The organism is Nocardia sp. BMG51109 (genome assembly GCF_000526215.1).
Lineage (GTDB): Bacteria > Actinomycetota > Actinomycetes > Mycobacteriales > Mycobacteriaceae > Nocardia.
Window position 1 is genome coordinate 4,930,715 of record NZ_JAFQ01000004.1, and the last position, 24,195, is coordinate 4,954,909.

General features: G+C 70.5%; 25 protein-coding genes. 12 read left to right on the forward strand and 13 right to left on the reverse strand.

The features are described 5' to 3' along the window. The first annotated feature begins 14 nt into the window (after positions 1 to 14). Together D892_RS0123655 and D892_RS0123660 are read left to right on the forward strand one after the other, a co-directional pair. Positions 15 to 398, forward strand: a complete 384-nt coding sequence (locus tag D892_RS0123655; RefSeq protein WP_024803604.1) for a BlaI/MecI/CopY family transcriptional regulator — start codon at positions 15 to 17, stop codon at positions 396 to 398. Positions 399 to 1,088: 690 nt separating this feature from the next. Continuing rightward, positions 1,089 to 1,250, forward strand: a complete 162-nt coding sequence (locus D892_RS0123660; protein WP_156959656.1) for a hypothetical protein — start codon at positions 1,089 to 1,091, stop codon at positions 1,248 to 1,250. Between the two features lie 82 nt (positions 1,251 to 1,332). Here D892_RS0123660 and D892_RS0123665 read toward each other — a convergent pair whose 3' ends face one another. Beyond that, positions 1,333 to 2,946: a GAF domain-containing sensor histidine kinase gene (locus tag D892_RS0123665; protein ID WP_024803606.1), complete on the reverse strand. Its 1,614-nt coding sequence runs from the start codon at positions 2,944 to 2,946 to the stop codon at positions 1,333 to 1,335. A 454-nt stretch (positions 2,947 to 3,400) separates the two neighbouring features. Between D892_RS0123665 and D892_RS0123675 the strand changes: the two genes are divergently transcribed. The 3 genes from D892_RS0123675 to D892_RS0123685 all read left to right on the forward strand — a co-directional run bounded on the left by D892_RS0123675 (position 3,401) and on the right by D892_RS0123685 (position 5,494). Beyond that, the gene (locus D892_RS0123675) at positions 3,401 to 3,772 is read left to right on the forward strand and encodes a pyridoxamine 5'-phosphate oxidase family protein (RefSeq protein ID WP_084161675.1); all 372 of its coding nucleotides are present in this window, start codon (positions 3,401 to 3,403) and stop codon (positions 3,770 to 3,772) included. A gap of 164 nt (positions 3,773 to 3,936) precedes the next feature. Continuing rightward, the gene (locus D892_RS0123680; RefSeq protein WP_024803608.1) at positions 3,937 to 4,542 is read left to right on the forward strand and encodes a hypothetical protein; all 606 of its coding nucleotides are present in this window, start codon (positions 3,937 to 3,939) and stop codon (positions 4,540 to 4,542) included. A 31-nt stretch (positions 4,543 to 4,573) separates the two neighbouring features. Further along, positions 4,574 to 5,494, forward strand: coding sequence for a universal stress protein (locus D892_RS0123685; RefSeq protein ID WP_024803609.1), 921 nt, complete (start codon positions 4,574 to 4,576; stop codon positions 5,492 to 5,494). A 7-nt stretch (positions 5,495 to 5,501) separates the two neighbouring features. Here the strand turns inward: D892_RS0123685 and D892_RS0123690 are convergent, their stop codons facing one another. Next, complete coding sequence (locus D892_RS0123690; RefSeq protein ID WP_024803610.1) at positions 5,502 to 6,053, reverse strand: SRPBCC family protein; 552 nt, start codon at positions 6,051 to 6,053, stop codon at positions 5,502 to 5,504. Continuing rightward, complete coding sequence (locus tag D892_RS0123695; protein ID WP_024803611.1) at positions 6,050 to 6,367, reverse strand: helix-turn-helix transcriptional regulator; 318 nt, start codon at positions 6,365 to 6,367, stop codon at positions 6,050 to 6,052. Before D892_RS0123695 ends, D892_RS0123690 begins: the two co-directional genes overlap by 4 nt. Before the next feature lie 160 nt (positions 6,368 to 6,527). Here D892_RS0123695 and D892_RS0123700 point away from each other — a divergent pair, with 160 nt between their 5' ends. Then, positions 6,528 to 7,376, forward strand: a complete 849-nt coding sequence (locus D892_RS0123700; RefSeq protein WP_024803612.1) for a ketosteroid isomerase family protein — start codon at positions 6,528 to 6,530, stop codon at positions 7,374 to 7,376. Positions 7,377 to 7,655: 279 nt separating this feature from the next. Beyond that, entirely contained in the window at positions 7,656 to 9,734 is a 2,079-nt protein-coding gene (locus D892_RS48725) for a methyltransferase domain-containing protein (RefSeq protein ID WP_024803613.1), read from the forward strand. Between the two features lie 9 nt (positions 9,735 to 9,743). Here D892_RS48725 and D892_RS0123710 read toward each other — a convergent pair whose 3' ends face one another. From D892_RS0123710 to D892_RS0123720, 3 genes are all read right to left on the reverse strand, one after another. Next, the gene (locus D892_RS0123710) at positions 9,744 to 10,397 is read right to left on the reverse strand and encodes a TetR/AcrR family transcriptional regulator (protein WP_024803614.1); all 654 of its coding nucleotides are present in this window, start codon (positions 10,395 to 10,397) and stop codon (positions 9,744 to 9,746) included. Between the two features lie 159 nt (positions 10,398 to 10,556). Continuing rightward, positions 10,557 to 10,736: a hypothetical protein gene (locus D892_RS0123715; protein WP_024803615.1), complete on the reverse strand. Its 180-nt coding sequence runs from the start codon at positions 10,734 to 10,736 to the stop codon at positions 10,557 to 10,559. A 163-nt stretch (positions 10,737 to 10,899) separates the two neighbouring features. Continuing rightward, on the reverse strand, positions 10,900 to 11,415 hold the full coding sequence (locus tag D892_RS0123720; protein ID WP_024803616.1) for a gamma carbonic anhydrase family protein: 516 nt from the start codon (positions 11,413 to 11,415) through the stop codon (positions 10,900 to 10,902). A 142-nt stretch (positions 11,416 to 11,557) separates the two neighbouring features. Here D892_RS0123720 and ald point away from each other — a divergent pair, with 142 nt between their 5' ends. After that, the gene (gene ald / locus D892_RS0123725; protein ID WP_024803617.1) at positions 11,558 to 12,670 is read left to right on the forward strand and encodes an alanine dehydrogenase; all 1,113 of its coding nucleotides are present in this window, start codon (positions 11,558 to 11,560) and stop codon (positions 12,668 to 12,670) included. Between the two features lie 15 nt (positions 12,671 to 12,685). On the opposite strand, the gene sigJ is transcribed toward ald, so the two are convergent. Beyond that, positions 12,686 to 13,615 carry an RNA polymerase sigma factor SigJ gene (gene sigJ, locus D892_RS0123730; protein ID WP_024803618.1) on the reverse strand — a complete coding sequence of 310 codons (930 nt, stop codon included), beginning with the start codon at positions 13,613 to 13,615 and terminating at the stop codon, positions 12,686 to 12,688. Between the two features lie 167 nt (positions 13,616 to 13,782). Here sigJ and D892_RS0123735 point away from each other — a divergent pair, with 167 nt between their 5' ends. After that, entirely contained in the window at positions 13,783 to 14,784 is a 1,002-nt protein-coding gene (locus tag D892_RS0123735) for a cobalamin biosynthesis protein (protein ID WP_024803619.1), read from the forward strand. A 47-nt stretch (positions 14,785 to 14,831) separates the two neighbouring features. Here D892_RS0123735 and D892_RS0123740 read toward each other — a convergent pair whose 3' ends face one another. After that, positions 14,832 to 15,104 carry a hypothetical protein gene (locus D892_RS0123740; RefSeq protein WP_156959657.1) on the reverse strand — a complete coding sequence of 91 codons (273 nt, stop codon included), beginning with the start codon at positions 15,102 to 15,104 and terminating at the stop codon, positions 14,832 to 14,834. Continuing rightward, the gene (locus D892_RS0123745) at positions 15,101 to 15,436 is read right to left on the reverse strand and encodes a hypothetical protein (RefSeq protein WP_024803621.1); all 336 of its coding nucleotides are present in this window, start codon (positions 15,434 to 15,436) and stop codon (positions 15,101 to 15,103) included. Before D892_RS0123745 ends, D892_RS0123740 begins: the two co-directional genes overlap by 4 nt. 771 nt (positions 15,437 to 16,207) lie before the next feature. Here D892_RS0123745 and D892_RS42045 point away from each other — a divergent pair. The 3 genes from D892_RS42045 to D892_RS0123760 are packed head-to-tail and all read left to right on the forward strand — an operon-like array spanning position 16,208 to position 20,272. Continuing rightward, the gene (locus D892_RS42045) at positions 16,208 to 16,537 is read left to right on the forward strand and encodes a hypothetical protein (protein ID WP_156959658.1); all 330 of its coding nucleotides are present in this window, start codon (positions 16,208 to 16,210) and stop codon (positions 16,535 to 16,537) included. 7 nt (positions 16,538 to 16,544) lie between these two features. Then, a complete protein-coding gene (locus tag D892_RS0123755; RefSeq protein ID WP_024803623.1) occupies positions 16,545 to 18,551 on the forward strand; it encodes a glycoside hydrolase family 15 protein in 2,007 nt (668 codons plus the stop codon). Positions 18,552 to 18,568: 17 nt separating this feature from the next. Next, positions 18,569 to 20,272: a dihydroxy-acid dehydratase gene (locus D892_RS0123760; RefSeq protein ID WP_024803624.1), complete on the forward strand. Its 1,704-nt coding sequence runs from the start codon at positions 18,569 to 18,571 to the stop codon at positions 20,270 to 20,272. Between the two features lie 33 nt (positions 20,273 to 20,305). Here the strand turns inward: D892_RS0123760 and D892_RS0123765 are convergent, their stop codons facing one another. The 4 genes from D892_RS0123765 to D892_RS0123780 form a co-directional block, all read right to left on the reverse strand. After that, positions 20,306 to 21,196, reverse strand: coding sequence for a phosphotransferase enzyme family protein (locus D892_RS0123765; protein ID WP_024803625.1), 891 nt, complete (start codon positions 21,194 to 21,196; stop codon positions 20,306 to 20,308). Continuing rightward, positions 21,196 to 22,509, reverse strand: coding sequence for an XRE family transcriptional regulator (locus tag D892_RS42050; protein WP_198036979.1), 1,314 nt, complete (start codon positions 22,507 to 22,509; stop codon positions 21,196 to 21,198). Before D892_RS42050 ends, D892_RS0123765 begins: the two co-directional genes overlap by 1 nt. A gap of 256 nt (positions 22,510 to 22,765) precedes the next feature. After that, the gene (locus D892_RS0123775) at positions 22,766 to 23,635 is read right to left on the reverse strand and encodes an SURF1 family protein (protein ID WP_024803627.1); all 870 of its coding nucleotides are present in this window, start codon (positions 23,633 to 23,635) and stop codon (positions 22,766 to 22,768) included. Between the two features lie 5 nt (positions 23,636 to 23,640). Then, a complete protein-coding gene (locus D892_RS0123780) occupies positions 23,641 to 24,135 on the reverse strand; it encodes a low molecular weight protein-tyrosine-phosphatase (RefSeq protein ID WP_024803628.1) in 495 nt (164 codons plus the stop codon). Positions 24,136 to 24,195: the final 60 nt, after the last annotated feature.

Here is a 24,195-nt window from a genome sequence, read left to right on the forward strand (position 1 = left end):
AGGGAGAACCGACGGTGGGTGTACGGGGCTTCGGCGATCTGGAAGCCGTGGTGATGGATCGCCTCTGGCGGCGGGCGGCGCCGACGACGGTGCGCGAGGTGTTCGAGGAACTGTCCGGGGAACGCAGCATCGCCTACACGACCGTCATGACCACGATGGACAACCTGCACCGCAAGGGGTGGCTCGAGCGGGAGCGGAAGGGCCGGGCCTACCGCTATCGGGCGGCGCTGACCCGGGAGCAGTACAGCGCGCGCCTGATGCGGGAGGCGCTCGGCGCCGGCGGCCGGGCCGAGCTGGTGCTGGCGCATTTCGTCGACGGCATCAGCGTCGAGCAGTTCGACAGCCTGCGCGCGGCCTTGCGCCGCCGGCCGGGCGACCGGTCCGCGAGCTGCCGTTAACGCGTCGGCAATCGGCCGTGTACGTCCCTGTATGGTGGGTGTCACCGGCAGCGGGGAGGTCGCGTTGATCGCATGCCGGGTGTGCTGGGTGTACTGGGTGTGCTGGGTGTGCTGGTTGTACCACGGGGGGCCTGCGATCGCTGGATCGCCGGACGATCGCAGTGAGGAGACGGATTGTGTGGCGTCCCGTTCCGTGGTACTACTATCTACGTACGTAGGCAGTAGACCTCGTGTCGTGCCGGCACACGACACGCAGGCGCCGACCGATAGCGGTCGGCGTAGGTCGATCGGTGTGGGTGTGTCCCCTCATCGCACTCACCCGATCGACCGCCTCGTTCCTCTTACGTTCCCCCTCGTCCGTCCGTCCGGGAAATCCGGCCGTCCAAAGGGTTTCGGCACGCCCGGACATCCTGCTGATATACCCGGTGACGCGGTTGTCCGGTAGATGTCCGCCGGTGCCATCCGCCGGGTCGGGAACCCGTCGTGCGCGGCCGTGATCGGCTCGTTATCGTGCCGTGACCGGCTAACGGCCGAGGACAATTCCGCCCCACTCGCGGACATCGTGGCCCACATCGGCCGGGACCCCGGATACACTGAGGTTGCTCGAAGGATGCTGAACGCAATCGTGCAAACCGCTATCGAGTGGGTGGGACGGCAATGGTCGAGATCCATCGTGTAGTCCACGTGCAGATGAGGTTCCCGCAGGGCGGAGTCGTGCTCGACTACCGCGCCGCGTCCACCATCGCGGCGCGCCTGGCCACCGAGCTCACCCGGCACGGCGTGGACGTGCACATCGACGACCAGGTCACCGACGCCCTGGCCGACCTGCCGAACGCGGATCTGTGGATCTAGCTCGGCCCGCGTCCGGCGGCCGGGCCGCCATCCGGTTCGAAACGGCGGATTCCCCAGGTACGGACGGGGTATCGCCGCGTGGTCAGCGCAGCGGCACCGACCAGTGCAGGCGGGTGCCTGGGTAGTCGCCGTCCGGGGCGCCGGGTTCGGTGGCGAACTTTCCGCCCGCCGATTCGGCCCGCTGTGCCAGGTCGCTCAGGCCGCCGCGGGTGATGTCCGCGGGGATGCCGCGGCCGTCGTCGGTGACGGTCACGGTGAGATCGTCCGCGACGTCGATGTCGACGTCGACGGTGGTCCCGTCGGCGTGCCGGACGGCGTTGCTGACCGCTTCGCGCACAACGGCTTCCGCGTGATCGGCGAGGTCCGGTGTGACCACCGACAGCGGCCCGGTCACCCGCAGCGCGGTGCGGATCCCGGTGGTGCCGGACTGCTGGCGGATGGCCTGTTCGATGCGCTGCCGCAGCCGGGTGCTCTCGGTGTTGCCGCTGTGCAGGTCGAAGATCGCGGTGCGGATCTCCTGCACCACGTCCTGCAGATCGTCGATGGCTTCGGTGAGCCGCCCCCGGACCTCGGGCGCCTTGGTGCGCGGCACGGTGCCCTGCAGTGCCAGGCCGATCGCGAACAGCCGCTGGATGACGTGGTCGTGCAGATCGCGGGCGATGCGGTCGCGGTCGGTGAGCACGTCGAGATCGCGCATCCGCCGCTGGGTTTCGGCCAATTGCATGGCCAGCGCCGCCTGGTCGGTGAATGTCGCCGCGAGATCCAGCATTTCGTCGTCGTAGGGCGCGGTTTCGCTGGGGCGCACCGCGATCAGCACGCCCAGCGGGGCGTCCGGCGCGTGCAGCGGCAGGATCAGCGCCGGACCGGCCGCGGGCAGCAGATCGGCCAGTTCGGTGCGGCCGACGTTCTCGACGCGCAGCGGGCTGTGCCGCTCGAAGGCCGCTCCGACGGTGGCGCCGCCGACGGCGAGCTTCCGGCCGAGGTACCCGTCGTGCGGGAGGGAGTCGGCGCCCGCCGACTGTGTGACGGACTCGGCGCCCGCCGACTGTGTGACGGAGTCGGCGCCCGCCGACTGTGTGACGGAGTCGGCGCCCGCCGACTGGGTGATGACCAGTTCGGTGATCGCGTCCGGCGCGGTGTCCGCGTCGGGGACGATTGCCAGGAACGCCTGGGCGGAGCGGGTCAGCCGGCGGGTGTGGTCGACGAGATGCGCCAGCACCTCGGTGGGATCGGATCCGGCGAGGAATTCCGTGGTCGGATCGCTGGTGGCCTCGATCCACGCCTGCCGGGCGCGGGCCGACTCGTAGAGGCGGGCGTTCTCGATGGCGATGCCGGCGGCCGCGGCCAGGGCCTGCACGATCAGCTCGTCGTCCTCGGTGAACGGCTGCCCGCCGGACTTCTCGGTCAGGTACAGGTTGCCGAAGATGTCCTCCCGGATGCGCACCGGAACGCCCAGGAAGGTCCGCATCGGCGGGTGATTCGCGGGGAAGCCGACGGAGGCGGGATGGTCGGCGAGGTTGTCCAGCCGGATCGTCTTGGGCTGGCTGAACAGCAGCCCGAGCACGCCGTGCCCCTCGGGCAGGTCGCCGATCAGCGCGCGGGCATGCTCGTCGATGCCCTCGTAAGGGTGTCCCGCACCGAGTAGGACCCGGTCGGTGCCTCGTCGGCCATCTCGGTAATCCTGTGTTCCGGGCAATGAGTCGAGTCGGAGAATTCTACGCGGCGCCGGCGGCCGCGACCGAATTCGAGCGGGTGGCACCCGCCGGGGTCGGCGGGAGCCGTCGTGGTCCGGCGTCGCAGCACCACGGCGCAGGTCGAGAGCGGGTCGTCTGTAGGGCCGAAAGTCCATCGTCTGATCGCTTCCGGTGCTTCGGGCCTTCCCGGGACCTTCGGCCCTACAGGGGTCGGTCGGCGCAATGGTGGGATGACCGGGATTGTGGAGCGGGCCACGACAGAGGAAGCGAGTCGGTGTGGGTACTGCTGAGCTGCGGCGGGAAACCGGTGTCGGACCGGAGGTTTCGGTTCGCTGGACGGTCACCGAGGTCGATCCGGCGGTCGTGCGGCCGGGCGAGAGGTAGGACGCCGTGGTCGATATTGCCGCCGGCGATCGCGCCGGTCGGGTAGTGGTGGAACTGGGTCGAGCGGAGGCGATGCGGCTGCTGGCCGGTGCCCCGGTGGGGCGAATCGTGTTCACCCGCAACGCATTACCGGCCGTGCGCCCGGTCAGCCACCTCGTGGACGACGGCGCCGTGGTGCTGCGGACCCGGCTGTCCGGGCAGTTCACCTCGGCGATGGGCGGAGCGTCCCCCGTGGTGGTGGCCTACGAGGCCGACGATATCGATCCGGTGTTGCGGGTCGGATGGTCGGTCGTGGTGGTCGGTTTCGCGCGCCCGATCAGCGATCCCGTGCGCGTCGCCCGCTACGAGGGTCTGCTCCAGCCGTGGGTCGGCAAGGTGGTGGACACCGTGATCGTGATCGAACCCGAAATGGTCACCGGCATCCGGCTGGTCGCGCGGGCCTGACCGGCGTCGGTCCGCCCGGGCCGGGTCCGCGGCAGCCGGACGGCCCGGTAACCCGGTGACTTTCGGCCGTCCCGGTAGAAGTCGCGGTGCGCGATGCTGAATCACACCCGCCGGCCCTTCCGGGCCGCCGACTCGGCGTGGTCCGGCAGCTGTAGGAACGGGAGATGATCGAGATGGCTCGTTATCCGTCTGTGGCGCTGCGGATCTGGCGCACCGCCCCGTGGGCCCGCAACCCGCTGCTGCGGGTGTCGGATCGGCTGGAGGGCGCGTTCCGCGTGTTCGCGGTGCTCATGGCGCTGGCGGCGATCCCGGTGTCGGCGGCGATCGGGACCGCCCGCTATACCGACGCGGTACTCGAGATCCGTGCCGAGAACGCCGCGAAAGTCGAAGTGGCGGCGACGATTTCCGATGATCCGGTGCGGGTGCCGGCGGCGGCCGACGGCGCTCACGAGAGCCGGTTCGAAGCGACGGCGCAGTGGGCACGGGACGGGCGCGCCGATCATGCGCAGGTCGAGGTGTCGCGTACCGGGAAGCGGGGCGACACGATCTCGGTATGGCTCGGCCCGGACGGGCGGCCGACCACGCCGCCGCTGGCCGACGGTGCGGCCGCGTGGCGCGGGATCGGGTTGGCGCTGGGCGTCCTGGTGGATGTCTGGGTCGTCGACCTGGCGGTGGTATGGCTGGTGGCGTGGCTGCTCGGCCGCCGGCGTGCGGGCGAATGGGCGCGGGAGTGGCGGGAGCAGGGCCGCCCGATCGGACAGGACAAGTAGTAGTGACGGGTCTACCGGAAGCGAGCACACGATGAGCGATTCGACGATGCCCGGCGCCGAGCCGAACCCGCCGATCGTGGCGGCGGTCGACGGTTCGGCGGTGTCGCAGCACGCCGCGGCGTGGGCGGCCGCCGACGCCGCCCTGTACGGCTGCGAACTGCACCTGGTCACCTCGGTATCGATTCCGGTCGGATTCGGGCCGGTGCCGGTGTTCGGCGAGGACGATCTCGGCCGCATGCGCGCGGTCGCCGAGCAGGCCCTGACGGAGGCGAGCCGCTCGGCCGGCGAGGTCGCGGCCGGCGTGCGGATCCGCACCGAGGTGACGACGGACCCGATCATCCCGCATCTGCTCGAACTGTCCCGGCGAGCGCGGGCGCTGGTGCTCGGCAGCCGCGGTCTGGGCGCGTTCCGGCGCGGTCTACTGGGGTCGGTCGGCACGGCGGTGACCCGGCATGCGTATTGCCCGGTGGCGGTGGTGCATTCGACGTCGGCGATCGATCCGGTGTCGGCGAGCAGGCCGGTGCTGGTCGGCGTGGACGGCAGCGACAACAGCGTGCCCGCCCTCGAACTGGCCTTCGAGGAGGCGTCGCGGCGCAAGGCCGGGCTGGTGGCGTTGCACGCCTGGACCGATGTCAGTGCCGGGCTGGACGTGTCGATCATGGGCTGGGACGCGATCGAGGGCAGCGAGGACGCGGTGCTGGGCGAGGCGCTGGCCGGCTACGCCGAGCGTTTCCCGGACGTGCCGGTGCGCCGAATTCTGGTGCGCGACCGGCCCGTTCGGTCCCTGCTGGAGGAGTCGGAAGACGCGCAGCTGGTGGTCGTCGGCAGTCACGGGCGCGGCGGATTCACCGGAATGCTGCTGGGTTCCACCAGTTCCGCGTTGTTGCAGTCCGTCGAATGCCCGATCATCGTCGTGCGGGCGGCGAAAGACGGTGCCGGGACGACGAATTAGCCTGTGTTCACTGTATGGGCGGTTCCAGCACCTCGACGCCCAGCCGGTCGGAGTACTGCCGGTTGAGGTCGGACCAGCCGTAGTTCAGGGCGTTGGCGCCGGTGATGGGGCCCAGCGGGGTGCCGGCGACCAGTTCGGCGGCGACGTCCAGGCAGATGTGCCAGCCGGCCGCCAGCATGGCCGCGCGGGTACGGTCCGGGAGCCGGTGGGTCAGGCGCAGCCGGGTGCCGCCGCCGTGCTCGCGCAGCTCCCAGCGCAGGGTTTCCCCGGCCCAGGTGTATTCGAGCAGATCCGGCCGCTGGACGGCGGTGATCTCGCCGGGCAGCTCCTCGTGCTTCTCGCCATCGATCATCACGAGGGTGACCGGGCCGGTCGACGACAGCGGGCGGTCGGCGGTGTAGGGCGCCCATTCGCGCAGTTCTCCGGGCTCGGTGAGGGCGGACCAGACCGCGTCGCGGCCGTGCGGGAAGTCGCGGGTGAATACGAGCGACCATCGCCCGCCGTCGTCGATCAGGTCGACCTGGTGCAGCGGGCTGGGACGGTACTGGCGGGTGGTCATGAGGACCGGTCCTTTCTGTCGAGGTGGTGGCCCAGGGCGTCGAGGTGGCGGTGCCACAGCCGCAGATACGGCGTGAGCCAGGTGTCGAATTCCTCGAAGGGGCCGGGGGCGAGGCGGTAGATCCGTTTCTGCGCCGCCACCTCGCAGGTGACGAAGCCCGAATCGCGCAGGACCTTCAGGTGTTTCGACACCGTCGGTTGCGGCAGCCGCAGCCGGGTGGCGAGTTCGCCGACGGCGGCATCGCCGGTCCGCAGCTGGTCGAGGATTCGCCGGCGCTGCGGTTCGGCCACCACGGTGAAGGGGTCGGTTGCCACGGGGATTAATATACTCAGAGACGTATATACGTGGCAAGGAATACTTCGAATGCGATCGGGCGAGGCCGGAGCGTGTCCGATCGATCCGGGCGTTCCTGTGCCGCGAAATAGAACAAGTTATAGATTGGGGGCACCCGTCAGCCGTTCCGAGAGGGAGACGATGCCCGCCACCGCCGCCGAACTGCTGGCCGCCGTCGAGCGGTCGCCGCAGGCCGTCGCCGTGCACGATCGGGCCGCGTGGGTCGGCCTGTTCACGGCCGACGCCCGGGTCGAGGATCCGGTCGGGTCGCGGCCGGCGGTGGGGCGCTCGGCGATCGGCCGGTTCTACGACACCTTCATCGCGCCCAACACCATCGCGTTCGAGGTGGAGCACGACATCGTCTGCGGCGCGACCGTGTACCGCGACCTGGCCATCGAGACCAGCATGTCGACCGGGGTGACCGAGACCAGCATGTCGACCGGGGTGACCGAGACCAGCATGTCGACCGGAGTGACGCTGCGGGTGCCGATGCATCTGCGCTACGACCTGGCCGAGGTGGACGGCCGGCCGAGAATCCGGGAGCTGCACGCCCATTGGGAGCTGCCGGTGATGGTCGCTCAGCTGTTGGCCGCGGGAACGCCGGGACTGACCGCCGCGACGAAGCTGGTGCCGCAGCTGCTCGGCAACCAAGGCGTCGGCGGCGCACTGGGTTTCGCGCGCGGCTTCGCCCGCGTCGGCGCGTCCGGCAAGCGCGCGGCCACGGGCCTGCTGCGGGCCGCCGGACGCGGCGACGGCGCCGCGGTACGGATCGCCCTGGCACCCCACGCGGAACTGCGCTGGGGCGCAACCCCGATCGGCGTCGAGGGCCTGCTGTCCCGATCGCCCGGGCTACGCGTGGCCAAGCCGATCGCCGCCGGGCGCTTCGTGACCGCGACCGTGACCACCCCGTCGGTCCGGGGCATCGCCGAGATCGAAATGGCGCGAGGCGGAAAACAGGCGACAGCCGTCCGGGTCTTCGTCGGCGACTGAAACCGGAACGAGGCGGAGAGCAGGCCAGGGTTTCCGAGGCACTTGGTCGGGATTCGGCCTTACGGTGTGGTTTCGCAGGAGACAGGGGCGGGGCCGTGCACAATGCCCCGTATGGATGGCTGGGGTGGGCAGGCATCGGCGGACCGGCGGGCGGGTACGGGGCTCGGCGGCGCAGACGCGCGTGATCGACCCGGTGGTGCAGACGCGCGTGATCGGCTCGGTGGTGTGGGGGCGGGTGATCGACCCGGTGGTGCGGGGGCGGGTGGTCGGCTCGGTGGTGTGGGGGCGGGTGATCGACCCGGTGGTGCGGGGGCGGGTGGTCGGCTCGGTGGTGCGGGGGCGCGCAAGCGGCACGGGCGGCATTACACGCCCGAGCGGCTGGCGCGGTTCCTCGCCGAGCGGGTGCTGGAGCACGTGGCGCCGGGGGAGGAGCTGCGGGTGCTCGATCCCGCCTGTGGGGAAGGGGAACTGCTGCTGGCGCTGCACGAGGCGGCGGCGCTGCGATGTCCGGGGGTGCGGCTGCGGCTGGTGGGTTACGACCTCGACGCGGAGGCCGTCCGGGTGGCGCGGGAGCGCGGCGGCCGGCTGGCCGTCGAGTGGCATGTCGGCGACTTTCTTCGCGCCGCAGAGGAATTGGCGGACGACAGCTTCGACGCCGTGATCACCAACCCGCCGTACGTGCGGACCCAGCAGCTGGGTTCGGCGACCGCGCGGCTGCTGAGCCTGCGTTTCGGCCTGCGGGGACGCATCGATCTCACGCATCCCTTCGTGGCGAGCATGCCCCGGTTGCTGCGGCCCGGGGGAGTGCTCGGCCTGTTGTGCGCCAACCGTTTTCTCACCACCAAGGCCGGCGCCAATCTGCGCGCGCTGCTGCGCTCCGAGCTGACCCCGGTGGAGCTGTACGACCTGGGGGATACCCGCCTGTTCGAGGCGGCGGTCCTGCCCGCGGTCACCGTCGCGGTGCGCGGCCGTCCCGCCGGTCCCTGCCGCTACGTGTCGGCCTACGAACTGGAGAACGGCGGCGGCGCCGGAACCGCGGACCTGTTCACCGCCTTGGCCGGTACCGCCGGCACCGTGATCACACATGCCGGGCGCACGATCGCCGTCGAGGTCGGCACCCTCGCCTCGGAGATCACGCCGCCGGCTTCGGGTGCGCCTGCGGCTTCGGGGACTGCGCCCGTGGTCTCGGGGACTACGCCTACGGCCTCGGAGATTCCGCCCGCGTCCTCGGAGATCACGCTGCCGACTGCGGCACATCGGGATCGGTCGCCGTCGGATTCCGCGGGGTCGGTTGTGTCGGACGGGGATGGTTTGCTGTCGGGGTCTGCGGGGTCGGTTGTGTCGGACCGGGATCGCTCGCTGTCGGCTTCCGTGGGCCCTGTTGCGCCACATGGAGATCGGCCGCCGGCGAGTTCGGCGGATTCGGACGTAGCGCTGGGGTCCGCCGCGGGATCGGGGGAGCCGCCCTGCGCTGTCGCGCTACCTCCGATCGACCCGGCCGTGCCGTGGCGGATGTCGCGCCCGGGCCTGGACGTTTGGCTGCGGCGGGTGACCGCGGGGACGTGGCGGACGTTCGGTGAGGTGGCGCGGATTCGGGTGGGCATCAAGACGACCGCCGACCGGGTGTTCATCTCCGCCGACTGGGCGCGGCGGGATCCCCGGCCCGAACCGGAGCTGCTGTTCGACCTGCTCACCCACCACGATCTGGCGCCGTGGCGGATCACCCGGGCGCGCCCGACACAGGTGCTGTACCCCTACGATGTGACCCGCCCGCGGCGCACGCCGGTGGATCTGGCCGAATTCCCCGGCGCCGCGGCCTATCTGGCCGAACACCGGGACATCCTGGCCGCCCGCGCCTACGTCACCGCCGGTGGCCGCGAATGGTACGAGATCTGGGTTCCGCAGCGGCCGCATCTGTGGTCGCGGCCGAAGCTGGTATTTCCCGATATCAGCGTGCGCCCGCGATTCGCGCTCGACCGCAGCGGCGCGATCGTCAACGGCGACTGCTATTGGATCTCGCTGCCCGGCCTCGGCGACGAGACCCTGGCGTATCTGCTGATGGGGGTGGCGAATTCGACGCTGGGCCTGCGCTACTACGACGCCGTCTGCGGCAATCGCCTCTATGCCGGGCGCCGCCGCTGGATCACCCAGTACGTCGCGCGGCTGCCGCTGCCGGATCCGGCCGCACCGGCCGCGACCGCACTGGCCGAGCTGGTCCGCGACGGCGTGGACGGCGCCGACGATCCGGACCCCGCCGTCCTGGACGAGGCGGTGGCGGCCGCCTTCGGCCTCGGACCGTCGGACCGGCTGCCCGAACCGGGCTGCCCCGCACCGGCATTCGGCCCGGAATCGGCTTAGCCCGGTGCGTCAGTCGCGATGCACGCCCACCATGGGCAGCAGTGTGCGGCCGGCGAATTCGCGGGCGGCGTGCTCGTCGCCGAGCGGGATCAGCCCGTCGGGCGTCAGCGACAGCGACTGCGCCAGCCGGGCCATGATCTCGGCGACCAGGTCGGCGTCGAAATCCGGTGCGGCGGTGTGCCCCGGTGCTCCGGTGCGCCGCGGATCGCGGTTCTTCTGCAACTCGCGCAGCTTGCCGGCCAGGTAGGTCCGGCCGACCTCGAGGATCGGCCCGGCCTCGGTGGTCAGCCGCGGCAGGATCAGATCCGGCTCGGTGCGCAGCAGCCGCCGCAGCAACTCGTTGCGCGCCAGCAGCGTGATGAACGAGACGAACACCTCGACCAGTTGATCCTCGGTGTCGGTGATATCGGCCACCCGGCGCTCGATCTCGGCCACGAACAGCTGCGCCTCGCGCACCCCGACCGCCTCGATCAGGTCGTTCTTCGATTCGTAGCGCCGGTACAGGGTGGCCGGGCTGATCCCCGCGCGCCGCGCGATCTCACCCATGCTGGTGCGCTTGATCCCGAAGTCGAGGAATGCCGACAGCGCGCTCTCCAGCAATTGCTCGCCGTCGGCACGCGGCTTCTCCAGGATGCGCGCCAGGATCGGGGGAACTGAGGGCATCGAGTCTCCAGTCGATATCGCTGCGATACCGCGTTACTGCGGAAGGTAGCAGCCAGTATCTCATCGGGCCGCACCCGGATGGTGGCCACCGCGCAGCGCGGACCGGCGGCCCTGTGCGGCGTGCGACCGGCCGGTTCTGTGCGGGTTGCGACCGGCGACTCAGCGCAGGTTCAGCTCCGTCATCTCCCGCTCGATCGCGTTCGCGGCGAAATCTATTCCGCTGGAACGCAGTTCGTGAACTCGACGCTGCAATGCCTCGATACCCCCCGGTTGGGCCGCAATATCGGCCACACTGATCCGCCCCTTGGGTCGGTGCATACCGGACTGCTCGTACGCCACCGTTGAACCTCCTGCTCGCCCACGTGGCGAGCCCGCCGCCCCGGCCCTGACTCGCCTCGCGTAACGAGCCAACCGTCTTCGTTCGACACTCGGCCGGAACCCGGGCACGCTGGCCAAATGCTAGCAAGACCGGCCGCCGGCAACCTGACGGGTGTGCGATGTATCACAGCTCGATTCCGTCGCGATGGGTGGCCGTGTTGTGCCGATAGACGGTGGCGTTGAGGCGAATCCGCTCCAGCTCGGCATCGCCGAGTTCGCGCCGGACCTTCCCCGGCACGCCTGCGACCAGGGATCCGGGCGGAATCTCGGCGCCCTCGGGGATGAGCGCGTTGGCCGCGATCAGGCTGCCGGCACCGACCACCGCGCCGTTCAGGACGGTAGCGCCCATGCCGACCAGCACGTCGTCGCCGATCGCGCAGCCGTGCAGGATCGCATTGTGTCCCACCGAGACTCCGGTGCCCACGGTCAGCGGGAAGCCGGGATCGGCGTGCAGTACGCAGCCGTCCTGGATATTGCTTCCGGCGCCCACCGAGATTTCCTCCATATCGCCCCGGATCACCGCCGAGTACCAGATGCTCACGTCCGCGGCGATCCGCACCCGCCCGATCACGGTCGCGTTCGGCGCAACCCACGCGGTGTCGTCGATCCGCGGCGGGTGTTCACCCAACTGAATCCTCATGTTCGCCGACCCTAGCCTGCGCCCGGAACGCGCGCGGAATGCGGCGGTGCCGAACCCGACCCGATATTGCCGGATGATTGCTGTCGCGAATCGCCGATCATCGATCGTGGCGGGCGGGCCGCGGGTGGACGACCATGGGGGTATGCGAATCGGGGTTCCGCGAGAGATCAAACCGCAGGAGCGGCGGGTGGCGCTGACCCCGGCCGGCGCCGGCGAGCTCGGCCGGCACGGGCACGAGGTGCTGCTCGAGACGGGCGCCGGCACCGGGTCCGGGTTCGCCGACGAGGACTACGTCGCGGTGGGCGCGCGCATCGCGCCGTCCGCCGAACGGGTATGGGGCGATGCCGAACTGGTGCTGAAGGTGAAGGAACCGGTCGCGCCGGAGTATCCGCGGATGCGGGCCGGGCAGGTGCTGTTCACCTTCCTGCACCTGGCCGCGTCCCGGGACTGCACCGATGCCGTGCTGGCGTCGGGGATCACCGCGCTCGCCTACGAGACGGTGCGCGTCGGCGACGGCTCGCTGCCGCTGCTGGCGCCGATGAGCGAGGTCGCGGGCCGGCTCGGCGCCCAGGTCGGCGCACATCATCTGATGGCGCCACACGGCGGAGCCGGTGTGTTGCTGGGCGGGGTGCCGGGGGTGCGGCCCGCGGAGGTCGTGGTGCTCGGCGGCGGTGTCGCCGGAACCAACGCCACCGCGGTGGCCGTGGGCATGGGTGCGCGGGTCACGGTGCTGGACACCAACCCGGTGCGGCTGCGCGAGCTGGATGCCCGGTTCGGTGGCCGCGTCACGACCGTCGGCTCCAACACCGTCGAGGTCGAAAGGTCCGTGGCGGCAGCGGATCTGGTGATCGGGTCGGTGCTGGTGCCCGGTGCGCGGGCGCCGCGGCTGGTGCCGGACACGCTGGTGCGCCGGATGCGGCCGGGCTCGGTGCTGGTCGACATCGCCGTCGACCAGGGCGGTTGTTTCGAGAGTTCGCATCCGACCACGCACGCCGATCCCACCTTCCGGGTCGCCGACGCGCTGTTCTACTGCGTCGCCAATATGCCGGGCGCGGTTCCGCACACCGCGACCGTGGCGCTCACCAACGCGACGCTTCCGTACGTGCGCGCGATCGCCGATCTGGGGTGGCGGCAGGCCTGTCACGCGGACCCGGGATTGGCGCACGGGCTGACCGCCGATGCGGGGCAGCTGTTTTCCGCCGAGGTGGCGCAGGCGCACGGGCTGGTCGCGGCGAGCGGTCCGAACGCGGCGTGAAACTCGTTCTCCGCCTTACAGATACCAGTCCGGCTCGCCCTCGGTCGGCAGGTCGCGCAGCTTGTCGGGGTTGCGGACGATGGTGATGCCGGTGATCCGGCCGTCGTCGACGACGAACGAGAACACGCCGGTGTGGGTGCCGTCGAACACCATCAGTCCCGGGCGGCCGTTGACCAGGACGTGCCGGCCCGAGGCGTTCGCGCCCGCGCGGTACCAGCCGAGGAGCACCTTGGCGATCAGTTCGGCCCCGCGCACCGGCCGCCGGACGGCCGGCACCTTGCCGCCGCCGTCGGCGGTCAGGGTGGCGTCCGTGTCGAGCACGCCGAGCAGCGCGCTCATATCGCCGGACCGCCAGGCCAGGGCGAATGCCGACACCACCCGCTCCTGTTCCTCGCGGGTGGCGGGGAAGCGCGGGGTGCCCGCCTCGACGTGCTTGCGGGCGCGAGAAGCCAACTGGCGCACCGCCGCCGGGGTTCGGCCCACCACCTCGGCCACCTCCGGCCCGGTCATCCCGAACACCTCCTGTAGCACGAACGCGGTGCGCTCGGCGGGCGACAGCGATTCCAGCACCACCAGCAGCGCGGTCGTCACCCGCTCGTCCTGGGTGACTCGGTCGGCGGGATCGTCCACGGTGGTGACCTCCGGTTCGGGCAGCCATTCGCCGACGTACTGTTCGCGCCGCGCGCGGGCCGATTTCAGCTGGTCCAGTGCCAGGCGGCCGGTCACCGTGGTCAGCCAGGCGCGCAGGTTGTCGATCCGGTCGCCGGGGGCGCGGTTCTCGTGCCAGGTCTGCAACCGCAGCCACGCCTCCTGCACCACGTCGTCGGCGTCGGCGAGGCTGCCCAGCGTGCCGTAGGCCAGCCGGCGCAGGTACCCGCGGTGTTCCTCGAACTGCCGGGCCAGCTCCGACCGGTCGGTGTCGCCGGTGCGCTCGTCGGTGGTCACCTGCTGCCGTCCTTCCGTCCACGCGAGCCTATCGCCGCGTCATCGGTATGACGACGGTGCGCTGCGGAGTGTGACATCGGGCCGGGGCGTTCGAATGCCGCCGGTGGTGGCCGCGTGCCGGTGTGGTGGGATGCGAGTGCGCCGGGGCGGCCGGTTACTCTCACTCGGTGCGTACGGGGACTGCGAGGGCGTTGGGGCTGGTGCTGGGGTTCGCGCTGGATCGGGCGCTCGGGGATCCGCGGCGGTGGCATCCGGTGGCGGGGTTCGGGTCGGTGGCCGCCGCGCTGGAATCGCTGACGTACCGCGACCGGCGTGCCGCCGGGGTCGTGCACGAGGTCGTGCTCGTCGGGGGTGTCGTAGCCGTGACGGTAGGCGCCGAGCGGCTGGCCGGCGCGAGCCGGCGCGATGTAGACCGGCCGACCGGCCGGGTGATCACCCTGTCGCGCAAGGGTTCTCGCGGAGAGATCGCGGCGACGGCACTGGCCTCCTGGGTCGCGCTGGGCGGGACGACGCTGGCGCGGACGGGGCGGGAGATGGCCGGTCGGCTGGAGTCCGGGGACGTGGCCGGCGCCCGGCGGATACTGCCGTCGCTGTGCGGGCGCGATCCGGAGCTGCTCGACGCCGACGGGCTCGCCCGCGCGGCCGTCGAGTCGATCGCGGAGAACACCTCCGACGCCACGGTGGCGCCGCTGTTCTGGGGCGCGGTCGCCGGGGTGCCGGGGCTGCTCGGCTACCGGGCGGTGAACACCCTCGACGCCATGGTCGGCTACCGCAACGAGCGTTACCGCCACTTCGGGTGGGCGGCCGCCCGCGCCGACGACCTGGCCAACCTGGTCCCGGCGCGCCTGAGCGGCGTGCTGACCGCGGCGCTGGCGCCGCTGGCCGCTGGCCGCCCGGCCGAGGCCGTCCGGGTGTGGCGGCGCGACGCCGCCGCACATCCGAGTCCCAATGCGGGCGTGGCCGAATCCACGCTGGCCGGTGCGCTCGGCATCCGGCTCGGCGGCCGCACCGAATACCGCCACGGCATCGAGATGCGGCCCACCCTGGGCGACGGACCGCCGCCGCGGGTGCCGGATCTGCGGCGCGCGGTCCGGCTGTCGGAGGCGGTCCAGGCGGCGGCCGTCGTCGCAACGGCCGCCGCCTGTGCCCGTCCCCGGCGTCGACGGTGACTGTCGGCGCGGGCGATGATCCGGATACCGCCGCCCGGCCGTGACCATTACGGGTATAGAAACAGTTGTTCGCACGGTATTCGTTCCAGCCGGTCTGTCAGCTCGGTGTCGAAGCCGATGGTGATCGAGTCCGACCAGCGCCGGCGCACCCAGTCGCGGGCGAGGTTCGACGCGGCGGTGGCGCAGACCCGGTAATCGGCGCGGAGTTCCCGGTGGACGAAGGATATGTGCAGATCCATGTCGCCCGGGCTCGGGCTCGAGGGGCGGGCCGATATCCCCGTATTCCTGGTGATCAAGTACACCTCGAATTCCCCCGTCACTCGAATACCGGCGGCCGGGACCTCGCCGCGAAGTATCGTGAGGCCACCACCAACTTCCGGTTGGCCCGCCGGAGTTCGTCGTTCTCGCTGCGCAGCGACCTCAGCTCGGCACGTTCGTCCTCCGACAGCGCGGCCACCCGCACCGGCGATTCGACCCCGTCGGGTGGCAGGACCGTGGGGTGCTCGCCGAATTCGGCCGGCTCGGAGGCGATGGCGAAAATATCGATCGTCGTGCCCCGCAACGCCCTCTCTCCGATGTCGATCGACGACAACAGGTCTGCCAAATTCTCCGGAGAGATCCGGCGGTCGGATATGTACTGTCCTCTGTTCATGACTGTCCGTCCCGAGTGAGTTGGTATCCGTTGCTGCTGGAGGCAGCATCGGGTGCTTCACCATTCGCGGATACTGCGCCCGACTAGGGCGCCGAAGAAATGAACCGGCTCTACGTCGAAACCGATTACCGAGAACCGTGACGACCGGGCGAACGAAACTGCACAGTATCGCCCCCTGTTCACCACGGAACACTCCAGTTCTATCACAGCCGCCATGCCTGTACACCCCCCTTTATGGAGGAATGGAGAACCCCCCTTTCATCGAATTATCGTAGTCGGCAAGCCATCGGCCGACCGGGGGTAGAAACGCAAATATTGTCGTGGTCCGCGGCGAGTGCGACAAGTATTTGCCGTCCTGCCGGTGTGACCCCCCGTCCCGGGTTGCTAGGCTGTGTGAACACAGATGACTACTTCCGCCGATTCCGGTCGGGATACTTCGCCCCATATGCTTTTGGTCGGCACGCCAAATTGTTGGAACCACGACGTGTACTCGGCTGGGGATACTCGATTGCGGGGTAGGGGCTTGGCAATCCGCCCGATCGAATATCACGATTGTCTGCGGCCCGCGCATCGGACTGTTCTGGACGCTTGCCGACGGATCGACTGCCGCGAGTTCGGGCGGCCCCAGGTTGGAGAAGTATCGGAGGAAAAATGCTGGAATCATGCTCTTCGGTTCACGATGTCGTTCATCTGTACCGGCGTCGTTACGCACTTCCCGCTCGTGTCGTTTCGGACCGTCCCGTCCTGTCGACCACGGGAACGATCGGCGCGGTGACGATGCCGCCGTCGGTCGGGGCGAAGGTCCTCGACGCACTGCCGGTTCCGGTGCCCGTCGTGGGTGACCTCCGCGATAGCCGCTGGACGTTTCTGGTCCGCCCCGACTGCCCGGTGCCGATGTGTCTGGCGGCGCAATTGGCCGAATGGGGTGTCACCGTCGCCGGCCAGGGGCGAGGCATCGTGCTGCCGGGTTCCGATGCGGGGTGGGGAGCGCGGTGGGTCTCGGAACCCGCCGCGTCCGACGACGCCCTGCCGGGACAGCGCGACATCATCGGTGCGGCATACCGGTGCGGCCAGTCGATTCCGCAAGCCAGGATCGGGTAGTGCGTCGATGTTGGACATCTCGACAGCCATCACGACCGAGCAACGGGTTCTCGCGGTTACCGACGCGATGCCGGCCGACGGTCTCGCATCCGGCGCGGTGGAACGGATCCGCAGCCGTCCGGCGCATCTGCCCATCGAGGACTACGCCTTCCTGTCCGACTGCGAGAACACCTGCCTGATCGCGCGCAACGGCTCGGTGGAGTGGATGTGCCTGCCGCGGCCCGACTCACCGAGCGTGTTCGGCGCCATGCTGGATCGCGGTGCCGGCCATTTCCGGGTCGGCCCCTACGGGGTCGGCGTGCCCTCGGCCCGCCGCTATCTGCCCGGCGGCATGATCGTGGAAACCAGCTGGCAGACCGTGACCGGCTGGCTGATCGTGCGCGACGCCCTGGTCCTGGGCCGGTGGCACGACAACGACGTGCGTTCGCGCACCTACCGTCGCACCCCGAGGGACTGGAGTGCGGAGCATGTTCTGCTGCGCACGGCGAAATGCGTCAGCGGCGTGGTGGAATTCGAAATGGAGTGCGAACCCGCCTTCGACTACCATCGCGCCGCGGCGCACTGGGAATACACCGGTGGCGGATACGGGCAGGCGCGGGCCACCTGCGCGGCCGTATCCGATTGCCCGACGCTGACTCTCACCACCGATATGCGGCTGGGCCTGGAGGGCCGCTCCGCGCAGGCCCGCACCCGCATGAAGGAAGGCGACGAGGTCTTCGTCGCCCTGTCCTGGTCCCCGCTCCCGCCACCACGCACCTTCGCCGAGGCCGCCGAGAAGATGTGGGCCACCACCGAATACTGGCGGCAATGGATCACCCTCGGCAAGTTCCCCGACCACGAATGGCGCGGCTACCTGCAACGCAGCGCACTCACCCTGAAAGGCCTCACCTACGCCCCCACCGGCGCCCTGCTCGCCGCCGCCACCACCTCCCTCCCGGAAACCCCCGGCGGCGAACGCAACTGGGACTACCGCTACAGCTGGGTCCGCGACTCCACCTTCGCCCTGTGGGGCCTCTACACTCTCGGGCTCGACAGGGAGGCGGACGACTTCTTCGCATTTCTGCGCGAGGTGGCCACCGACGGTGACGGCGATATCCTTCCGGTGCAGGTGCTCTACGGCATCGGCGGGGAGCGCGAGATCACCGAATACGAGCTGGGCCATCTGCACGGCTACGACGGCGCCCGGCCGGTCCGCGTCGGCAACGACGCGTATCAGCAACAGCAGCACGACATCTGGGGCACCATCCTGGATTCGGTCCATCTGCACGTGAAGGCGCACCGCCACGTGCCGGAAGCCTTGTGGCCCTTGCTGGAGCGACAGGTCCGGGCGGCGATCGAGCACTGGCGCGAACCGGACCGGGGCCTGTGGGAGGTGCGCGGCGAACCACGGCATTTCACCTCGTCGAAGGTGATGTGCTGGGTGGCGCTGGACCGCGGCGCGAAACTGGCCGAGATGCACGGCGAATTCGAGTGTGCCGAGCAGTGGCACGCGATCGCCGAGGAGATTCGCGCCGACATCCTGGAGCACGGCGTGAACTCCGACGGGGTGTTCACCCAGACCTACGGCAGCGCCGCGCTCGACGCCTCGTTACTGCTGGTGCCGCTGGTCCGCTTTCTGCCGCCGGACGATTTCCGGGTGCGCCGGACGGTGCTGGCGATCGCCGACGATCTCACCGATCAGGGCCTGGTGCTGCGGTATCGCACCGAATCCACCGACGACGGGCTGACCGGCACCGAGGGCACCTTCACCATCTGCTCGTTCTGGCTGGTGTCGGCGCTGGTGGAGATCGGCGAGGTGCGCCGGGCGCGGTGGTTGTGCGAGCGGCTGCTCGGCCACGCGAGCGCACTCCAGCTCTACGCGGAGGAGATCGACCCGCGCACGGGCCGGCACCTGGGCAACTTCCCGCAGGCGTTCACCCACCTGGCCCTCATCAACGCCCTCACCCACGTCATCCGTGCCGAACAGGACGCCGTCGCCGGGCATCCCCGGCCGCCGTCGTTGTTGCCGATATGAAAGACGCAGCGCCACATATGATCACGCACCCCGTGGTCACCGAGGTGACCGCCCGGATAGTCGATCGCAGCATCGCCTCCCGCCGCCGCTATCTGGACCGCATCTATGCGGACCAGTCGGACGGTCCGGCTCGAATGTCGTTGCCGGGCAGCAATCTCGCGCACGGGGTCGCCGCGGGCACCCCGGACGACGAACACGCGCTGCGTGGTCGCGCGCATCCCGATATCGCGGTGGTATCCGCCTACAACGATCTGCTCGCGGTGCCTCCGTATCGGGATCTTCCGGGGTTGCTGCGCGACGTGGTCGCCGATTCGGGCGGTGTCGCCCAGTTCGCGGGCGGCGTACCCGCGCTGAGCGACGGCGTCGTCCGGGGGCAGCCGGGCTCGGAACTGTCGCTGTTCAGCCGCGATGTGATCGCCATGTCGACCGCGATCGCTTTGTCCCACAACATGTTCGACGGGGCACTGCTGCTCGGCGCGGGCGACGAGGTGGTGCCCGGCATGGTGATCGGCGCCCTGGCCTTCGGCCATCTCCCGGTCGTCGTGGTGCCCGCCGGGCCCGGGCCGGCCGGACCGCCGCGCACCGGCTCCGACCAGCTGCTGATGGAGGTCATGGGTCTGCATCTGCCGGGAACGAGCTTCGTGCCACAGGACACGCCGCTGCGCGCGGCGTTCACGGTGGCCGCCGGTCGGCGCGTCGTCGAGCTCACCGGCCCGCGCGGCGGCACGGCGCCGATCGGTGCGATCGTCGACGAACGCTCCGTGGTGAACGGCGTCGCGGCGCTGCTGGCGACCGGCGGTGCCACCAGCCACACGCTGCACCTGGTGGCGATCGCCGCCGCGGCCGGAATCGACCTGCGCTGGGACGATTTCGCGGATCTGTCCGCGGTGGTCCCGACGCTGGCGCGGATCCATCCCGACGGCGACGCGGACGCCGGCGCCTTCCACGCGGCCGGCGGTACCGCGTTTCTCATCGGCGAGCTGCTCGACGCCGGAGTGCTGCACGACGACGTCATCACCGTTGCCGGACACGGGCTCCGGCGCCACTACTGCCGCCGCCCGGCCCTGGACGACGCCGGCGCCATCCGGTGGAAGCAGCGGGGGAGCGGGAGCGGTGACACGACCGTCTTACGTTCCGCGACAGATCCTTTCGCCGCGGACGGCAGCCTGCGGATACTCTCCGGACCGCTCGGCCGGGCGGTGGTCAGGCTGCCGGCGACCGGCCGCGGGCACCGCGTGGTCCGCGCCCCCGCCCGGGTATACGACAGTCCGGAGGACGTGCTGGTCGACCTGCGCACCGGGGAACTCGACCGCGATGCCGTCGTGGTCGTCCGGTTCCAGGGTCCGCGCGCCGGCGGCATGCCCGAACTGAGCACCCTCGTGCCCGCCCTCGACACGCTGGCGGAGCGCGGCTACTCCGTCGCCGTCGTGACCGACGGCCGCCTGTCGGCCGCCCCGGGAACGGTGCCGGTCGCGGTCCACCTCACCCCGGAGGCCGCCGTCGACGGCCCGCTCTCCCGCATCGCCGACGGCGATCTCATCGAGCTGGATACCGAGGCCGGCCGGCTCGACATCCTCATCGATCCGGTTACGTTCCACGATCGCGCACCGGCCGTCCGGACCGCGCCGTCCCTCGGCAGCGGCCGCGAGCTGTTCGGCTGTTTCCGGGCTGCCGTCGGTCCCGCCGACCGCGGAGCGACCGTCTTCGGCACCGGGAGATGAGCCGGCCGCGCGCCGGCCCGGTTCCGGCGCGCGTCAGTACACCGGCGCCCATCCCGTCCAGGGACGCGCACCGTGCTCACCGCGCAGGCACGCGAGGCGATGGACGGCCTGGTCACGCAGCTGGGGACGCTCCGCCACCTGCTGCAGGAGCCACGCCGTCATGCGGAACTCGCGAATGTCGCGCAGTAGTTCGAATCCCTCCCACCGCATGACATCGAAGCCGTACGCGGCGGTGAAGGCCGCGTACTCGTCGCCGGTGATCCATCCGCAGGTCGCCCGGTTGACCGCGGTCTGCACCAGGTCCCACTCCGGCGGGCCGATGCAGAATCGCTCCAGATCCAGCACGATCGCCTCGCCGTCGTCGGCGGTGACTATATTGCCCTCGTGCGCGTCGCCGTGAATCACGCACCAGGGCAGGCCCTTCGGCAGATCCGCCCAGCGCCGCGCGAGCGACGCCAGATGGCCGCGCATCCAGCACCGTTGCTCGTCGCTGGTGCCGGTCGCGGCGTCGATCCTGCCGTCCAGCCGGGCGAACGGCCGCAATACCCGCAGGCCGATATCGACCGGCGGCGGCAGGCCGTGCAGCCGCCGGAGCGCGCCGGCCACGACGACCGGCCGGCTGACGCCGTGCGGCGGCAGTTCGCGCCAGAACACCACCGGCCGGCCGTCGATCGCTACCGACTGCGGCGCCTCCCGGACGACTCGGACCGCCCGCATCCCGGACGCCGCCAGCCACCGCGACACCGCCACCTCCCGCCGGGCCACCCCCGATCGGCCCGGCCGGGAGATCCGGGCGACGATATGTCCCGGCAGCCGGTAGACGGCGTTCTCCCCGACGCTGATCGCCTCGGCCCCGTCCGCCGACAGACCGGCCGCCGCACAGGCGGATTCGAGGACCGACCGGATCTGGGACTCGCCGTTCATCAGGCGGTCAGACCGCCCAGGCGGCGCCGCAGATCCACGACCCCGTCCAGCGTGCTGTGCGTCGCCGCCAGCGAGTTCAGTTCGCGCAGATACCAATCCGCCCGGTGCGAGCGAACATGGGCGGCGTCGTCGAGCGCCGACTGCCCGATCGCCGCACCTTCCGCGGGATCGCAGGTGGCCATCACCAGCGAGGCCAGCTTCAGGCGGGCGAAGGCGCGGGACCGGACATAGGTGTCCCCGTGGCCGTCGACGGCGGTCTCCAGCCGGTGCCGCGCCTCGGACCGGAACCGGCCGTGGACCGCGAGCGGATACAGGGCGTGCCCGGTGTCGCCACCGTGCTGGGCGGCGTCGTAGTAGGCCATCCACGGGGGGTCGTTGTCCGGCACGCGATTGTCGAATTCGTCGTCGGCCTGCCCGACCGCCCGGACGGTTTCGTCCACCCGATGGAGCGCCGCCAGCGCCCGTGCCCGCACCGAGTGCAGGTTGGCCCGTTCGGTCGGCGTCAGTTGCTCGGCGCGCACCAGGGCCAGTTCGGACAGGGTCAGGCCGCTGTCGGGATCGCCGCACCAGATGGCCTGGCGTGCCATGCGCGACAGCACCTCGGCGCGCAGATGCGGGTCACCGGCCTGCTCGGCGCAGGTCAACGCCAGCCGGAGCATGCGCCGGGCGTCGTCGTGGGCGAACGCGTCGAAGGCCATCCACGCCGAGATCTGGCCCAGGAATCCCACCGCGGTCAGCAGGTCGGGCCGATGACCGGCGGCGCACCGGGCATTCAGCAGCTCGACCGCGTAAGTCAGTTGTGCGGCAACGGCTTCCCGGACCAGACCCCCACCGTAGGTGTTGTCCCAGGTGCTGAAGACGTGCGCCGTGTTCAGCACCTGCTGGATCTCGGTCCGGCCCACCACGGACGGAACCGGTGTCGGCTGCGTGAGCCTGGTCAAATCCTTCAGGGGCACTGATGCGGCGAACGTCGCCGCTGTGCCCAACGCCACACGGAAAAAGTCCGATCGACGCACGCTTTCCTCCTCGGTGGTGTCGGCAACCAGCGTCGGAGTCGAACGCTGGTCGTAGAATCCCAAGTCGTGGTCGGAGGCGACGTCGAAGATGTGCCGAAAAGCCTCGCGGTAGCGGGGGTTCGGCCAGGTGCGTTCGCCGCGCAGGTAACGTCTGATCGTTTCGTCGGTGTAGCGGCCCGGCTTACCGCCGCGCTGCTCGACGTGGGCATTCAGCAGGTCAGCGAGTTGCCGCTGGGTCATGCCGGACTCGCGCAAGAGACGCTGCAATTTCATATTGGGCACCAGATGTCCGACCATTCCGGCCTCCCTTGACGGTCTATTCGGTTCAAGGTCACGGGAAGATTACGTCAATGAACATTATCCGGCCGAATTGCGTTTTCCGGACCCCTCCTTCGGTCCGGGAACCCCCCGTTGGGCGCTTGACCAACAGTGTTCTTTCATTGACCCGCACTTGTTGGAGAACGGAATGGCCGGATCCGTCCGTTCTTGTGATATGAAACAGAATCCCCGGTTCGCGGAATCGCCGTTCCGGGCTCCGGACGACCCGGCGGGTTCAGCGGCGGGCGTTGCCGTATCGGTCGGCCAGCCGGTCGGCGTTGGAACGCGGTGCGGGCGGCGTGCCGGCCGGCGCCTCGGAATCGGTTGGCGCGCCGGTCGTTCCGGTGGTGGCCGCCGCCTTCTCCCGGCGGCGCTCGCGCAGTTCGGCCCAGACGAAGTAGCCGAGGCCGAGCGGTGCCATGATCCCGAAGGCGATCCACTGCAGGCCGTAGGACAAATAGGGGCCGGAGTCGAGTTGCGGCAACGGGGGCGGGGTGAAGGCGCCCGGCTGACCCTCGGTCAGCTGCAGGTAGCCGTCGGGCGGGACCGTATCGATCGGCGCGCCGAGCACGGCCGACAGCTGTCCGGTGTCGATCGAATACACCTGCCGGAAGCCCTCCTGGGCCGCCGGGTCCCTGCCCGGAATCACCCCCTCCGACCGGCGTACCCGGCCCTCGATGCGCTGCGGGCCGGCCGGTGGTTCGGCGATCGGCGGAATGCGCACGCCGTCCGCGGCGGGGACCAGGCCGCGATCGATCAGCAGCGTCCGGCCGTCGTCGAGCCGGAAGGTGGCGAGCACGCCGTAGGCGGGCTTGTCGTTCAGCCGCTGCAGCCGTTCCAGCACCGTGGAGCCGGGAACGTAGCTGCCGGTGGCGACGACCCGGCGCCATTCGGTGTCGTCGGTCGCCGTGCCGTTCAGCAGCGTCGTGACGTCGACGGGTGCGGCGCGCACCGAATCGGCGATGAGGTCGTTGCGATGCGAGGTGCGGTCGTTCTTGCCCAGCTGCCAGGGCGCGAGCACCGTGAAGCAGAGGTAGGCGAACGCCACCACCACGACGGCCAGGATCACCCAGCTGGGTCGCAGCAGGAAGGTGAGCCGGCGCAGGAGGGTCATCGGCCGTCGCCGGGCTCGCCGAGTTGTTCGTGGACCCAGCCGAGCAGGCCCGGTACGGCCGCCTCGATCTGCTCGCGGACCAGTTCGAACTCGGCGGTGTCGCCGTCGTAGGGGTCGGGTACGGACCGGCCGTCGGCCCCGGGGTCGAAGCTGCGCAGCAGGCGGCGGCGGGCGCGGGGGACGCCCAGCCGGGCCAGGTCGCGCTCGTGCGAGGTGGCGAGGGCGACCAGCAGGTCGGCGTCCAGGTGGTCGGCGCCGATCATGGCGGCGACGTGCCCGATCGGATAGCCGTGCCGGACCAGCAGCGCGGTGGTCCGCGGATCGGCCTCCGACCCGACGTGCCAGGCGGTGGTGCCGGCACTGCTGACGCGTACCCGGTCGGCGAGCCCGGCTCGCTCGAGATGCGCGGCGAAGATCTTCTCGGCCATCGGCGACCGGCAGATGTTGCCGGTACAGATGAAGGTCACATGCAGCTCGCCCACGACAGCCATTCTGTCCGGTCGGTGCCGACCGCGGCCACGTAGGGTGGACTGCTGTGCCACAGGACACGA

Bases quoted from the DNA above. Each gene is read 5' to 3' on its own strand.
- D892_RS0123680 (WP_024803608.1), top strand. From the start codon at position 3,937: ATGATCGAGATGGCTCGTTATCCGTCTGTGGCGCTGCGGATCTGGCGC.
- D892_RS0123720 (WP_024803616.1), bottom strand. From the start codon at position 11,415: ATGAGGATTCAGTTGGGTGAACACCCGCCGCGGATCGACGACACCGCG.
- D892_RS42050 (WP_198036979.1), bottom strand. From the start codon at position 22,509: ATGGTCGGACATCTGGTGCCCAATATGAAATTGCAGCGTCTCTTGCGC.
- D892_RS0123760 (WP_024803624.1), top strand. From the start codon at position 18,569: ATGATCACGCACCCCGTGGTCACCGAGGTGACCGCCCGGATAGTCGAT.
- D892_RS0123690 (WP_024803610.1), bottom strand. From the start codon at position 6,053: ATGACCACCCGCCAGTACCGTCCCAGCCCGCTGCACCAGGTCGACCTG.
- ald (WP_024803617.1), top strand. From the start codon at position 11,558: ATGCGAATCGGGGTTCCGCGAGAGATCAAACCGCAGGAGCGGCGGGTG.
- D892_RS0123685 (WP_024803609.1), top strand. From the start codon at position 4,574: ATGAGCGATTCGACGATGCCCGGCGCCGAGCCGAACCCGCCGATCGTG.
- D892_RS0123660 (WP_156959656.1), top strand. From the start codon at position 1,089: ATGAGGTTCCCGCAGGGCGGAGTCGTGCTCGACTACCGCGCCGCGTCC.
- D892_RS0123710 (WP_024803614.1), bottom strand. From the start codon at position 10,397: ATGCCCTCAGTTCCCCCGATCCTGGCGCGCATCCTGGAGAAGCCGCGT.
- D892_RS0123675 (WP_084161675.1), top strand. From the start codon at position 3,401: ATGCGGCTGCTGGCCGGTGCCCCGGTGGGGCGAATCGTGTTCACCCGC.
- D892_RS0123765 (WP_024803625.1), bottom strand. From the start codon at position 21,196: ATGAACGGCGAGTCCCAGATCCGGTCGGTCCTCGAATCCGCCTGTGCG.
- D892_RS0123700 (WP_024803612.1), top strand. From the start codon at position 6,528: ATGCCCGCCACCGCCGCCGAACTGCTGGCCGCCGTCGAGCGGTCGCCG.
- D892_RS0123780 (WP_024803628.1), bottom strand. From the start codon at position 24,135: ATGGCTGTCGTGGGCGAGCTGCATGTGACCTTCATCTGTACCGGCAAC.
- D892_RS0123755 (WP_024803623.1), top strand. From the start codon at position 16,545: ATGTTGGACATCTCGACAGCCATCACGACCGAGCAACGGGTTCTCGCG.
- D892_RS0123745 (WP_024803621.1), bottom strand. From the start codon at position 15,436: ATGAACAGAGGACAGTACATATCCGACCGCCGGATCTCTCCGGAGAAT.